The organism is Pelagerythrobacter aerophilus (assembly GCF_003581645.1).
Classification (GTDB): domain Bacteria; phylum Pseudomonadota; class Alphaproteobacteria; order Sphingomonadales; family Sphingomonadaceae; genus Pelagerythrobacter; species Pelagerythrobacter aerophilus.
The window spans coordinates 52,171-65,602 of record NZ_QXFK01000016.1 but is presented as its reverse complement, the minus strand read 5'-3'; the positions used below and the strand labels follow the sequence as shown (position 1 = coordinate 65,602).

At 67.9% G+C, this 13,432-nt stretch carries 12 protein-coding genes and 1 tRNA gene; 9 read left to right on the top strand and 4 right to left on the bottom strand.

What is annotated here, in order from left to right; translation table 11 throughout:
- Positions 1-15 precede the first annotated feature (15 nt).
- The gene (locus tag D2V04_RS08635) at positions 16-1,203 is read right to left on the bottom strand and encodes an SPOR domain-containing protein (protein ID WP_119513096.1); all 1,188 of its coding nucleotides are present in this window, start codon (positions 1,201-1,203) and stop codon (positions 16-18) included.
- A gap of 202 nt (positions 1,204-1,405) precedes the next feature.
- Between D2V04_RS08635 and D2V04_RS08630 the strand changes: the two genes are divergently transcribed.
- Genes D2V04_RS08630 through D2V04_RS08620 form a run of 3 tightly spaced genes read left to right on the top strand, consistent with a single transcriptional unit; the run spans position 1,406 to position 4,108 of the window.
- Positions 1,406-2,122 carry a ParA family protein gene (locus D2V04_RS08630; protein WP_119513094.1) on the top strand — a complete coding sequence of 239 codons (717 nt, stop codon included), beginning with the start codon at positions 1,406-1,408 and terminating at the stop codon, positions 2,120-2,122.
- A 20-nt stretch (positions 2,123-2,142) separates the two neighbouring features.
- A complete protein-coding gene (locus D2V04_RS08625) occupies positions 2,143-2,697 on the top strand; it encodes a hypothetical protein (protein WP_119513092.1) in 555 nt (184 codons plus the stop codon).
- Between the two features lie 25 nt (positions 2,698-2,722).
- Positions 2,723-4,108, top strand: a complete 1,386-nt coding sequence (locus D2V04_RS08620; RefSeq protein ID WP_119513090.1) for an SPOR domain-containing protein — start codon at positions 2,723-2,725, stop codon at positions 4,106-4,108.
- A gap of 48 nt (positions 4,109-4,156) precedes the next feature.
- Here the strand turns inward: D2V04_RS08620 and D2V04_RS08615 are convergent, their stop codons facing one another.
- Positions 4,157-5,383 carry a dihydroorotase gene (locus tag D2V04_RS08615; protein ID WP_119513088.1) on the bottom strand — a complete coding sequence of 409 codons (1,227 nt, stop codon included), beginning with the start codon at positions 5,381-5,383 and terminating at the stop codon, positions 4,157-4,159.
- Positions 5,384-5,393: 10 nt separating this feature from the next.
- Positions 5,394-6,425 carry an aspartate carbamoyltransferase catalytic subunit gene (locus tag D2V04_RS08610; RefSeq protein WP_119513086.1) on the bottom strand — a complete coding sequence of 344 codons (1,032 nt, stop codon included), beginning with the start codon at positions 6,423-6,425 and terminating at the stop codon, positions 5,394-5,396.
- Positions 6,426-6,586: 161 nt separating this feature from the next.
- Here D2V04_RS08610 and sppA point away from each other — a divergent pair, with 161 nt between their 5' ends.
- Together sppA and D2V04_RS08600 are read left to right on the top strand one after the other, a co-directional pair.
- A complete protein-coding gene (gene sppA, locus D2V04_RS08605; protein ID WP_119513084.1) occupies positions 6,587-8,458 on the top strand; it encodes a signal peptide peptidase SppA in 1,872 nt (623 codons plus the stop codon).
- A 149-nt stretch (positions 8,459-8,607) separates the two neighbouring features.
- Positions 8,608-8,682, top strand: a tRNA-Val gene (locus D2V04_RS08600).
- 71 nt (positions 8,683-8,753) lie between these two features.
- Here the strand turns inward: D2V04_RS08600 and D2V04_RS08595 are convergent.
- Positions 8,754-9,638, bottom strand: coding sequence for an AraC family transcriptional regulator (locus D2V04_RS08595; protein WP_119513082.1), 885 nt, complete (start codon positions 9,636-9,638; stop codon positions 8,754-8,756).
- Between the two features lie 156 nt (positions 9,639-9,794).
- Here D2V04_RS08595 and D2V04_RS08590 point away from each other — a divergent pair, with 156 nt between their 5' ends.
- From D2V04_RS08590 to D2V04_RS08575, 4 genes are all read left to right on the top strand, one after another.
- Entirely contained in the window at positions 9,795-10,805 is a 1,011-nt protein-coding gene (locus D2V04_RS08590; protein WP_324186863.1) for an aldo/keto reductase, read from the top strand.
- Between the two features lie 162 nt (positions 10,806-10,967).
- Positions 10,968-11,198 carry a CorA family divalent cation transporter gene (locus D2V04_RS18425; RefSeq protein WP_407672087.1) on the top strand — a complete coding sequence of 77 codons (231 nt, stop codon included), beginning with the start codon at positions 10,968-10,970 and terminating at the stop codon, positions 11,196-11,198.
- Positions 11,195-11,593: an acyl-CoA thioesterase gene (locus tag D2V04_RS08580; protein WP_228766335.1), complete on the top strand. Its 399-nt coding sequence runs from the start codon at positions 11,195-11,197 to the stop codon at positions 11,591-11,593. The genes D2V04_RS18425 and D2V04_RS08580 overlap by 4 nt, the downstream gene beginning before the upstream one ends.
- Complete coding sequence (locus D2V04_RS08575; RefSeq protein WP_119513078.1) at positions 11,590-12,978, top strand: ribonuclease catalytic domain-containing protein; 1,389 nt, start codon at positions 11,590-11,592, stop codon at positions 12,976-12,978. Before D2V04_RS08580 ends, D2V04_RS08575 begins: the two co-directional genes overlap by 4 nt.
- Positions 12,979-13,432 lie beyond the last annotated feature (454 nt).

Here is a 13,432-nt window from a genome sequence, read left to right as displayed (position 1 = left end):
TGCTTGGGCGAGACCTTAGCGCGTGACGAGGCAGGCTCGCCCGGCGGCCTTCAGCTTGTCGCAAGCGGCCTGAGCCGCCGAACGGGTCGAGAAGCCGCCGGCCTGCAACTTCGTCAGCTTGCCGCCACGCACGAGGAACTTCTCCTTTCCGGAGAGCGGCGCCAGGCCCGCGACATCGCGCCACAACCGGTCGGCATTGCCGGCCACCGAGAAGGCGCCGAGCTGAACCCGCCAAGGTCCGTCCGACGAGGGAGAGGGTTTTGCAGCGGGCGCCGGCGTCGGCGTCGCGGCTACGGTGCGCTCCGGTTCGGGGGCCGGCTTCGGCGTCGGCTGTGGTTGGGGCTGCGATGGGACCTGCGGAGTGGGGGTGGCTACCGCAGCCGGCCGTGCGTAGTCCGCACCTGCCTGGGCCGGGCTGGTCGTGCCGGTGACGCGGCTCGCCTCGACGATCGCCGCCTGTGCAGCAGCCACCGATGGCGGAACGCTTGCCGATGCGATCGGCGTCGGCACGCGGCTCCGGGCCGGTACCACCGCGACCGGAGTCGGCGCTTGCGGCTCGTGAGTCGAAGCTGCAGGCATGTCGCCCCCGAGCGCGAGGTCCGCCGCGGCAAGCTGCTGTGCCCGCACCGCATCACTCTCGCGCTTGAGCTGCTGGGCGAGCACCTGCGCCTCCTGGCGCTCATCGAGGGGAATGTAGCTGTCCATCTGCTGGATCGCAGGGCTCGCCTGCGGCAGTCCGGCAGAATTGGCGAGCGTCAACAGCGCATAGGCGCGGACCCAATCCTTCTCCACCATGTCGCCGTTGAAGTGCGCGATGCCGAGAAGGTATTGTGCCCGAGGGTCGCCCCGGTCCGACGCTGCGATGACGTACGGCATCGCCTCTTCCTGCCGCCCGGCCTGAAACAGCATCAGGCCGTAATTGTCCGCGGCCTTGATATGACCTTGCGCCGCTGCCTTGGCGTAGAAGATCTCGGCCTGCTTCAGATCGCGCTCCACCCCCCGGCCGAGCCGGTAGGCCTGCGCCATGTTGAACTGCGCGTCGGGATTGCCCTGTGCCGCAGGCTCGCGCCATTCGCGCACCGCGGCAGGATAGTCCCCCCGGCTCCAAGCTTCGACCCCGGCCTTGACGTCCGCGAGCGCAGGCGCAGCCGCGGCAAGCGCAGCGCCGGCGGCGAGCAGCGACAGTGCGTGTGCGAACCTCATAATCCGTTCCGGTCCCCCGAGTCCCTCCTGCAGGAAAGACTGACATAGTGAACGGTCCGTTAGCAAAAGGTTTCTAACCCGGCCTCACCCACCCCCGCACGGAGGTAACAGTCGTTAACCTTAAATTAGGGGTATCCTGCGATCTCGGCATCCAGCCCGCGTTCTCGCGGCGCAGGACAGGAACAGCAGGGGGGACCGGCCTGTGCGAGTATTGGCATTGGCTTCGCAAAAGGGGGGATCGGGCAAGACGACGCTTTCGGGTCACCTGGCCGTGCAGGCGCAGCGCGCCGGCGCCGGTCCGGTGGTGCTGATCGACATCGACCCCCAGGGCTCGCTCGCCGATTGGTGGAACGAGCGCGAAGCCGAATATCCCGCATTCGCCCAGACCACGGTGTCGCGGCTCGCCAGCGACCTTCAGATTCTGCGGCAGCAAGGTTTCAAGCTGGCCGTGATCGACACGCCGCCCGCGATCACCATGGCGATCCAGTCGGTGATCGGCGTGGCCGAACTGATCGTCGTGCCGACCCGCCCCAGCCCACACGACCTGCGCGCCGTCGGCGCCACGGTCGATCTGTGCGAGCGCGCCGGCAAGCCGCTGGTCTTCGTGGTCAACGGCGCCACGCCCAAGGCCAAGATCACCTCGGAAGCCGCGGTCGCGCTGAGCCAGCACGGCACCGTCGCGCCGATCACTCTGCACCACCGCACCGACTTCGCGGCCTCGATGATCGACGGCCGCACGGTGATGGAGGTCGACCCCGACAGCCGCAGCGCTGCCGAAGTCACCGCGCTGTGGAACTATGTCGCCGACCGGCTCGAGAAGAACTTCCGCCGCACGGTATTCGCCGTCCCGCATGCCGTTTCTCCGCTGCCGGGCGCGCATCGCCCCGCCGGAGGCTTCGGCCGCCGGGTCGCGCAGTAAGGACGGGGCGGGACATTGCCATGAGCGACGCCAGCTTCGCCTCCCTCAATTCCTCGCTGCTTGCCCGCAAGGGTGGCGCGCGCCCTGCCATGCGGCCCCAGTCCGCACTGATGGGGGGCCATGCGGCCGCCCTGCCGGACAATATCGAGGATCTCGGTTGGAACGACATGGGCACCGAAGAGGAGCCCGCGCGCGAAGCCGAAGTTCTCCAGTTGACGCCCTTCCCCGCCAACCCCGCAACCGCGGCCGAGGCGCGCGAAATCGATCATACCGCGCACGGTCAGCTCGACGAAAGCGCCCTGCCGGAACCGCCGGTCCGCAAGCAGCAAACCGTGCTCGCCGAGCGCATGAACACAGTGGTAGAATCGCACGACACGCCAGTCCGCCGCTCCGCGCTGGATCGGGGCAAGCGCGCCGCCTTCACGCTGCGTCTCGATGCCGACCGGCATCTCAAGCTGCGGCTCGCCTGCACCGTCCGCAATCGCAGCGCACAGCAGATCGTCACCGAAGCGCTCGACGCGCTGCTCGCCGGAATGCCGGAGCTCGACAGCCTTGCGGCACAGATCGAGCGATAGTGAGAAATCTGGGGGGACACACTTCATGATCCGCACCGCCAAGACCACCCGTCTCGCCGTACTTGCGCTGACCACGGCGCTCGCGACTTCGGCGCTGAGCGGCTGCACGACGAAGGCCGCGCCACCCGCGACTCTTTCGGCGAGCAAGGCACAGAGCGCCCTCGGAGAGGGCGAGGCAAGCAAGGCCGTCAGCCATGCCGAAGCCGCGGTTCTCGCCGCGCCGCGCAACGCGCAGTACCGCGCCATGCTCGGTGCCGCCTATCTCGAGGCAGGCCGGTTCCAGTCGGCCGCGACAAGTTTCCAGGACGCGATGTCGCTCGGCGACAATTCGCCGCGCACCGCCCTCAGCTATGCCCTGGCCCAGACGGCGGTCGGAAATTATCCGAAGGCCGTCGCCGTGCTCGACGACTGGCGCGACGATCTCGACCCGGCCGACCTGGGCCTGGCGCTGGCGCTGGCGGGACGGCCCGACGAAGGGTCCAGTGTGCTCGCCAACGCACTGCGCAGCGGGCAGAACACGGCCAAGGTTCGCCAGAATCTCGCCTATGCCTACGCCCTCCAGGGTAATTGGCGCGCCGCGCGGCTGATGGCTGCGGAAGACGTTCCGGCCGACCAGCTCGGCGCGCGCATGGGCGAATGGGCCCGTGCGGTTCAGCCGGAGATGTATCAGGTGCGCGTCGCCAAGCTGCTGGGCGCCCCGGTCGTGCGCGATGCCGGCCAGCCGATCGGCCTCGCGCTGAGCAATCATCCGAGTTCCGAACAGCTCGCGGCCGAAGCCGCGGCTCTCGCCCAGCCCCCAGCCCACGAAACACCGGCCGTCCTAGCGTCCGCCGCGCCGGCGGGCGAACTCGAGCCGATCGACCCGACACCGCAGCTTGCGGTCGCCTCGCCGGAGGTTGCAGCACCTGCCGACGTGCACAGCGCTTTCGCCGCGCCGGCACCGGCAGGCGCGACACCCGCGCAGATCACCGAGAGCATGGTCGCCTTCATCTCCAATCCGGTCGTCCAGAAGATGCCGGCACGCTACGGCGTGGAAGTGGCGCCTGCCCGGGAGAGTCGCATCGCCTCCCGCGTGCCTGCCGCCGCTGATACGCCAGCCGCGGCTCTCGCAGCGGCGGACGGCAAACACCTGGTCCAGCTCGGTTCGTTTGCGAGCCGCGAAGGCGCACGGCGTGCCTGGGGCATCTATGCCCGCGAGTATCCGGGGCTCGACCGCTACCGCATGGTCATCACGGAAGCGCAGGTGCGCGGAAAGACTTACTACCGCGTCTCCGCCGGCGGCCTCGAACGAGCCGACGCCCGCTCGATGTGTTCGACCGTCAAGGCGCGCGGCCAGGGCTGCTTCGCGTGGGCCGAGGGTCGTCCGCTGCCCGGCGCAGTCGACACCAGCGTGCGCATGGCGCGGCGCTGAAGCCAGCCGATAAAGTCCCCTTCCTTCCGGGAAGGGCTTCGCAGTTCGCTAGAGCGCCACCCCGCCCTTGAAGAGGGCGAGGATGCGGCCCTGCGTGGGTTGCCCATCGAACGGCGTATTGCCGGCGGTGGCCTCCATCTTGCGGCTGTCGACGACCCACGGCTTCTCCGGGTCGATCAGCGCCACGTCGGCCTCGCAGCCCTCCTGCAACACGCCCGCATCCACGCCGAGCAGCCGCGCCGGTGCGGCCGCCAACAGATCGAAAGCGCGCGGCAAATCGATCACGCCGTCGCGCACCAGCGTCAGCGTCATGGCAAGTAGCGTCTCGGCCCCTGCCATGCCGGGCTCGGCATCGGCGAAGGGCAGGCGCTTGTCCTCCGGTCCGCGCGGATCGTGGCCCGAGGCGATCACATCGATCATGCCGTCGCCGATCGCCTCGATCACCGCCTTGCGATCGTCCTCGCACCGCAGCGGCGGCGAGAGGCGCGCGAACGTGCGGAAATCGCCGGTCGCCAGGTCTGACAGCATGAAGTGCGCCGGCGTCACGCCGGCAGTCACTGCCACGCCGCGGCGCTTGGCCGCACCGACCAGATCCAGCGCTGCACGGGTTGTGACCTGGCGCAAATGCAGCCGCGCGCCGCTCAGTTCGGCCAGGGCGATATCGCGCGCCACGGCGAGCGCCTCCGCCTCCGCAGGCGCGCTGGGCAGGCCGAGGCGGGTCGCGATCTCGCCTGCCGTCGCCGCCGCCGAACCGACCAGGCCGCCATCCTCCGCATGAGTCACCACCACGAGATCGAGCATCGCGGCATATTGCAGCAGCCGCAGCATCACACCCGAATCGGCGATCCACCGCCGCCCCGTGGCGACTCCGCGTGCACCCGCGTCCTTCATCAACGCGATTTCGGCGAGCTCCGCTCCGCCAAGGTCCCGCGTCGCGGCGGCGAAGGGATGGACCCAGAGGTCGGGCTTGCCGCTCTTGGCGATAAACGAGACGCGGCTCGGCAGATCGAGCGCGGGGTTCTGGTCCGGCATCAGCGCGGCACGTGCGACGCCGCCGAAGCGGAACGCCGGCTTGTCGATCGCGAAGACGCCGAAGTCGATCAGCGCCGGTGCGACGAGCTTGCCCTTCGCGTCGAGCGTCTCGTCGCCCTCCTGCGGGGCGACATCCCCGAGTGCCGCGATCCGCCCGTCCGCAATCCGCACCGAGCCTGCGTGAACGCCGCCGGGCGTGACCAGCTTGCCGCCGGTGATCGTGAGAGGCCGCACCTGCTTCATACACCCGGCCTCATACCCATTGCCCGTCATTCCAGCCCGGCACGCCGCGCGCCTTGCGGGTCAGTACGTCGAGGCAGGCCATGCGGATCGCCACGCCCATTTCGACCTGGCGGGTGATGATCGAGCGGTCGAGCATGTCGGCGACCTCGCTGTCGATCTCCACCCCTCGGTTCATCGGGCCCGGGTGCATGACGAGCGCGTCGGGCGCGCACCGCTCCAGCCGCTCTCGGGTGAGGCCGTAGAGGTGGTGGTACTCGCGCGCCGAGGGGATGAACTGGCCGCTCATCCGCTCGCTCTGGAGCCGCAACATCATCGCCACGTCTGCTCCATCGAGCGCGGCGTCGAAGTCGTGAAACGGCTGCGCGCCGATCGCCTCGACGCCTGCGGGCATCAGCGCGGGCGGTGCACAAAGGCGCACGGAGGCACCGAGGGCCTGCAGACACAGCACATTGGAGCGCGCCACGCGGCTGTGCAGGATGTCGCCGCAAATCGTCACCGTCAGCCCGGTGAAATCCTCGCTCCCCTCGCCGCGATCCTCCAGCGCATGGCGCAGCGCGAGCGCGTCGAGCAGCGCCTGCGTCGGGTGCTCGTGCTGGCCGTCGCCGGCGTTGAGCACCGGACAGTCGACCTTGCTCGCGATCAGGTCCACCGCGCCGCTCGATCCGTGGCGGATCACGATCGCGTCGGCGCGCATGGCGTTGAGCGTGATCGCGGTGTCGATCAGCGTCTCGCCCTTCTTCACGCTCGACTGCGCGGCATGCATGTTGACCACGTCCGCCCCGAGCCGCTTGCCCGCGATCTCGAAGCTCAGCAGCGTGCGCGTCGAGTTCTCGAAGAACGCATTGATGATGGTAAGGCCGGCCAGCTCGTCGCAGTGCTTGGAAGGCTGGCGATTGAGCTCCACCCACTGCTCCGCCTCGGCCAGCAGGAAGAGAATCTCGTGCCGTTCGAGATGACCGATACCGGTCAGATCGCGATGCGGGAAGGCGCGCGCGCCTGCCGGAAAGCGGCCCGGTGTGTCGTGAGTGCCCGTCGATGCCATTGAAGCCATGCTCTTAGGGTCGCGCGTCATGGCTGGCAATGGCCCGCAGCATCGAGCCCTTCGTCGAGCCTCATGGGCCACTCGCGCGCTTTCCGGTGGAACCTTTCGCCCACACCCCCTAGGTTCCCCGCGGGGACGACACTTCCGGAGAATTCGAACAGATGAGCTTCGCAGGCAAGGTTTGGCGGTTGCTGGTGGGCATCAAGGACGGGATGAGCCTCGTCTTCCTGCTGCTGTTCTTCATGGCGCTCTATGCCATCCTCACCGCCCGGCCCAGCCCTGCCCAGGTGCGCGAAGGCGCGCTTCTGCTCGAGTTGGACGGCGTCGTGGTCGAGGAAAAGGCGGAAATCGACCCGCTTACCGTCCTGCTGAGCGGAGAGCCGCCGATCGCGGAATTCCAGGCGCGCGATCTGGTCCATGCGATCGACGAAGCGGCGACCGACGACCGGGTCAAGGCAATCGTGCTCGACCTCACTTCGTTCTTGGGCGGCGGGCAGGTGCACCTGCAGGACGTCGGCGAAGCGCTCGACCGGGCACGCGCGGCCGACAAGCCGGTGCTGACCTATGCCGTCGCCTACGGCGACGACGCGATGATGCTCGCCTCGCACGCCAGCGAGGTCTGGGTCGATCCGCTGGGCGGCGCCATCATCGCGGGCCCGGGCGGTTCCAACATCTACTTCGGCGAACTGCTCGAGAATCTGCAGGTCAACGCCCACATCTACAAGGTCGGCGAATACAAGTCGGCGGTTGAGCCCTACTCGCGGTCCGACATGTCCCCCAAGGCGCGGGAGAACTATCAGGCGCTCTATGGCGCGCTGTGGGAAGAGTGGCAGGCCAACGTGAAGAAGGCCCGCCCGCAGATCCAGCTCGACCGGGTCACCCAGCAGCCGGTCGAATGGCTCGAGCAAGCCGGCGGCGACATGGCGACCGCCGCGATGGAGGCGGGCCTGGTCGACAAGCTGGGCAGCAAGACCGAGTTCGGGGAGCGCGTGGCTGAGATCGCCGGGGCGGACACCTGGGACGACACGCCCGGAAAGTATGCTCACACCGAACTCGACCCATGGCTGGCGGAGATCGAACCGGAAGAACCGGGCAAGAAAATCGGCGTGGTCACGATCGCGGGCACGATCGTCGACGGCGACGCCGGCCCCGGCACCGCGGGCGGCGACCGCATCCGCGACATCCTGCTCGACGCGCTCGACGAGGATTTGGCGGCACTGGTCGTGCGCGTCGATTCGCCCGGCGGCTCGGTCACCGCCTCGGAGGAGATCCGCCGCGGCATCCTGCGCCACAAGGCGAAGGACATTCCCATCGTCGTCTCGATGGCCAATGTCGCGGCGAGCGGCGGCTATTGGGTCTCGACTCCCGCCGATCGCATCTTCGCCGAGCCCGAGACGATCACCGGCTCGATCGGCATCTTCGCGGTCATTCCGACGTTCGAGAATGCGGCGGCCGAGTGGGGCATCCACGCCGACGGCGTGCGCACCACGCCGCTGTCGGGTCAGCCGGACCTGATCGGCGGGTTCACGCCAGAGATCGAGACGATCCTGCAGAGCTCGATCGAGAACGGCTACCGCGATTTCCTCACCCGGGTCGCCGAATCGCGCAACATGACGCCCGAACAGGTCGACGCCGTCGGCCAGGGCCGCGTGTGGGATGGCGGCACAGCCCGCCAGATCGGCCTCGTCGACCAGTACGGCGGGCTCGATGATGCGGTCGCCTGGGCCGCCAAGCAGGCCAAGCTGGAAGAAGGCGGCTGGCATCTCGAATATCTCGGCGACGACGTCCAGCCTTTCGACTCGCTGATCCGCCAGATCGTCGCGGGCGAAAGCGCGCGGAGCGGTGACATCTTCGCGATGGTCGCGCGCCGCGAGCAGGCGCTGCTGGCGCGCGTCGCGAACGACGTGGACCGGCTGCTGTCGGTGAGCGGAATGCAGGCCTACTGTCTCGCCTGCCCGCCCTCGCCTGAGGTACAGGCGCGGGCCGTCGAGCCGAAAGGCTGGCTGGCGCGCGTGTTCGCCTTTCTGAGCTGACGCACCAAGGCTTCAACCCGATCCGTCAGGAAGGAACGACGGGCGACATTCGCGCGGCGCAGAGCCGTGAATCACCACGCTTGCCAAGCCCGGCAACGCATGGCAAAGGCGCGCCCCTGCCGTAGAGGCATGCCGCGAGGCACTCCGGCGGGCGCGTAGCTCAGTGGTAGAGCACACCCTTCACACGGGTGGGGTCGCAAGTTCAATCCTTGCCGCGCCCACCATTTTCCTTCGATTTCAAATCCCGCACAGCCCGTTCACGCGGCGCTTCGCCTTATGGGCTATGGTTGCGGGGTCACGACAAGAGGTTGGTGCGCAGCGACATTGCGTCGCGCCCGGGCGGCGCGCCGAACACCCGCCGGTAGTCGCGATTGAACTGCGACAGGCTTTCATAGCCAACCGAGTAGCCCACGGTAGCCACCCCTTCGGCGCATAGCAGTCGGCGGCGCGCTTCCTGGAGGCGAACCTGCTTCTGGAACTGCACCGGCGTCATGGTGGTCACGGCCTTGAAATGCCTGTGAAAGCTCGGAATGCTCATGTGGGCGATCGCGGCGAGATCGGCGACGCGGATCGTGTCGGCATAGTGCTCGCGCAGCCAGGCGGTTGCACGCCCGATGCGCGCGGTATGGCCATCGGCGAGGCCGATTTGCCGCAGCAACGGGCCCAGCCTTCCGCGAAGCAATCGCCAGACGATCTCGCGCCTGATCAGCGGTGCGAGGACCGCTATATCCTGCGGGCTATCCATGAGGCCGAGTAGTCGCCTGAGAGGATCGCACAGGTCCCGGTCGAGATCGCTCGTCGCGATGGCGGGAGGACTTGATCCGTCGCCGAGCTTCTCTGCATGCCCGTTCACCAGCTCAGCGACGGTGGCGGGATCGATGGCCAGGCTCATCGCGAGATAGGGCCGCGAAACGCTCGCCTCGGTGATCCTCGCGGTCACCGGAAGATCAACGGAAGCGAGCAGGCATTGTCCCGCCGCGTAGAGATACGGGGTGCCGCCGAGCATGGTGGCCTTGGCCCCCTGCACCACCAGACAGAACGACGGGCGGTAAACCGACCGCATAATGCCGCTCGGGCTTTCCGCCCGGGCCAGCAGCAAGCCGTCGACAGGCGTCTCTCGGCCATAGCGGCTCCAGTGACGTTCGATGCTCGCGGCGAGAGCTGCAAGTTCGGTGCGCATGCACTGCCACTAGCCCATCCGCGGGCCGGACGCACCCGGCGAAACGCATCATTGATAGGATCGGGCAGATTATTGAGACAATGGGCCTAGCCCGCCCGCTGGCATCGGCTTAGTCCGGACGGCCAGTTTACCACGTTCAAGGAGCCTCCTATGCGCATGCGAACGCTTGGCCACAGCGGCCTTTTCGTGTCCGAGCTTTGCCTCGGCACCATGACTTTCGGCGGCAGCGAAGACATGTGGGGTCAGATCGGCCGGCTCGGCCAAGGCGACGCCGACGCGTTGGTCAAAACCGCGCTCGACAGCGGCATCAACTTCATCGACACCGCCAATATCTATGCCGGCGGGCAGAGCGAGAAAATCCTCGGCCAGTCGCTCAAGAACCTCGGCGTGGCCCGCGACGATGTCGTGATCGCCACCAAGGTGATGGGGCCGATGGGCGACGGCGCCAACGCGCGGGGCGCCTCACGCGGACACATTCTCAGCCAATGCAAGGCGAGCCTCGAGCGGCTCGGGCTCGATCACATCGACCTCTACCAGATCCACGGCTTCGATCCGGCCACGCCGATCGTCGAAACGCTGGAGGCGCTCGATACCCTTGTCCGGCAGGGCTACGTCCGGTACATCGGGCTGTCGAACTGGGCGGCTTGGCAAGTCGTCAAGGCAGTCGGCATTGCCGAGGCAAGGCGGCTCGCGCCGATCCTCTCACTCCAGGCGTACTACACCATCGTGGGCCGCGATCTCGAGCGGGAGATCGCGCCGATGCTCCGGTCGGAGAAGATCGGGCTCATGGTCTGGAGTCCGCTGGCGGGCGGCTACTTGTCCGGCAAATACGATGGCGAGGGCATCTCCGCCGACGGCCGCCGTGCCACCTTCGATTTCCCGCCGGTCGACCGGGCGCGTGGCGGCCCGCTGATCGCGGCGATGCGCGCAATCGCGGAAACAAAGGGTTGCAGCGTTGCCCAGGTGGCACTGGCCTGGCTCCTGCATCAGGACGTTGTCACCAGCGTCATCGTGGGGGCCAAGCGCGTAGATCAACTGACCGACAACATCGCAGCGACAAAGGTCCGCCTGGACGCCGACGAGCTCGCCACACTGGAAGACCTCAGCCGGCTCCCGGCCGAGTATCCCGGCTGGATGCTGGAGCGGCAGGGCAGTTATCGCAGCTGACGGCAGGCGGCCGTGTCCTCGTCTGATCCCGGGGGCGCGACGCTCGACGGTGCTGCGCGCGCCTCAGGGGACATTTCGGCGCCGGGGTTGGCCCGAATTCGAATTCGTCTATGAAGGCGGCGGAACCACGGGCCTGTTGATCCGCCGCAAGAAGGAGCGCGCGTGACGATCATCGCAGCGCGCGAATATCGCGCAGGCGAACCAGTGACGGAGGGCGCAGCCGCTGTGCTGGACGCGGGGGCGCAGTACACCGCGATCGCCGGGATTTATGGCATGAACTTCGACAACATGCCCGAGCCCAGGATGGAGTACGCCTATTTCGTGGTGCCGGGCATTATCGCGGTGATCTGCATGCTTCTCTATCTCCGATTCAAGAGGGTGGGCTGGCTGTGACCACGGCTGACGAACCGCTACCGACGGGCGAACCCGCGATCCGCACGCGGGCCATGCCCCGCGACACCAATCCCTCGGGCGACATCTGGGGCGGGTGGCTGCTCGCACAGATGGACCTTGCCGGCGAAGTCGCCGCACGCCAGCGGGCGCGGCGGCGGGTAGTGACCGTCGGCATCGAGGCCATGGAATTTCACAGGCCGGTCAAAGTCGGCGATGTGGTGAGTTTCTATTCCGAGGTGGTCCGCGTCGGCCGCACTTCGCTGACCGTGCAGATCATCGCGGTGGCGATGAGCGAGGTTACGGGGATGCGCACAAGAGTCACCCAGGGGCGGTTCAGCTTCGTGGCTCTGGACGAGGACGGGCAACCGACGCCGATCGCTCCCAATCACAAATGAAGGCCATCCACGATCCGCATGGCCTGCTCGCCGGGCGCATCACCGCGCTGAACGAGCGGTTCGACCTGCCGGAAACCTTTCCGCCTGCCGTCTTGGCCGAGGCCGAGAACGCCGCCGCCATGGCCGTGGGCGCCGATACCCATCGCGACCGCACGGACGAGGCGTTCGTCACACTCGATCCGGCAAGCGCAACCGATCTCGACCAGGCATTCCGGGTGGAGATGGCCGGCCGCGACGTGCTTCTGCATTACGCCATCGCCGATGTCGCCTGGTTCGTGCGCCCCGGAAGCGCGCTGGAAGAAGAGGCCTGGGCGCGCGGCATGACGATCTATCTGCCGGGCGACAAGGTGCGGCTCTATCCGCCGGTGCTTTCGGAAGGCGCCGCCAGCCTGCTGCCGGACGGGCCGCGCCCGGCGGTAATCTTTGCGGTCCGGGTCGATCCGGCGGGAACGGCGCGGCTCGATGGCGTGGAGCGGGCGATCATTCGCAGCCGCGCCAAGCTCGCCTATGAAGCCATCCCGGAAGCCGCCCTGCCGCCAGCGGCCGTGGAACTGACCCAGCGGATCGAAGCTGCCGAGCGGGCGCGCGGCGCCGCACGGGTCGATCCGCCCGAGCAGGAGTTGGAGGCGCTGGCAGGTGGCGGCTACTCGCTGCAATTTCGCCCGCGCCGCCGCAGCGAGGAGGTGAATGCGAGCCTCTCGATGGCCTGCAACCTCGCAGTCGCACGGCTTTTCCAGGATCATCGCACCGGGCTGTTCCGGGTGATGGAGGAACCCGATCCCGAGGCGGTGACGCAATTGCGCCAGCAGGCGGCGGCGCTGGAACTGGCCTGGCCACGAGATGAAGACCTGCAAGCCTTCGAGCGGCGGCTCGATCCGCAGGACTGGCCGCAAGCGGCGATGATGATGGCCATTCGCCGCGCGGGCAATGGCGCAGGCTACGCCGCATTCGATCCCGCCGCGCCGCCCTGGCACGCCGCGATCGCGGCGCCCTACGCCCATACCACTGCGCCGCTCAGGCGTCTGGCGGACCGCTATGTGGTGGAGGCGGCGCTGGCGCTGGCGAATGACAGGTCCTTGCCCGACCATGTCACTCAGGCCTTCGCAGCATTGCCCCCCGTCATGGCCCGCGCCGCCTCGCTTGCCGGGCGTGTCGAACGTGCCGCGCTCGATCTTGCCGAAGCCATGATCCTTGCCGATCGCGTGGGTCAAAGGGCCGCAGCGCGGATCGTTGCCGCCCGCCCTGGGCGCATCACGGTCCAACTGCTGGACCACCCGGTGATCGTCAACGTAAACGGCATGTCGGGCGTGCCGGGCGAGATCGTCGACCTGCGACTGGCGCGTATCGACACCGCTAACGGGCGGATCGAAGCCGAGCCCGTCTAGGGCGTTCGCTCTGCCCTCACCCTCTCGCGGTCGGACTCCTCCGAGCGGGTAACGATTCTTAACTTTCTTATACCTTGGGTGAATGTCACCGCGAAGCTATGAAAGCCGGCGAGGCGAGCGGATGCCTCGTACCCGGCTCGTACTTGCCTTGACCGGAGTTTATCCTCCGGTCGGCGGAATACTTGAGACGGACAGCGGCCCTTGCGACCCGGCTGCCGTCCGTCTCACCGCCAAGTCCCGGGAAGTTGCCTCTCCACCCATGGCCCCCGCATGCCGCGTGGCAGAACGTCGACCGCAGCAAGGTGTTTTCGCGCCGCTCGGAACGCGGATCGCAGCGTCAGCCATAGCCGGCCGAACGAAGGCACCCGCGGTCAGCCGGACCGCGGCGCGCCCATGCCGGGGCACCACGGTCCGGATACTGCCCGAGATCCTCGAGAGCCGGGGATAGCCTGCC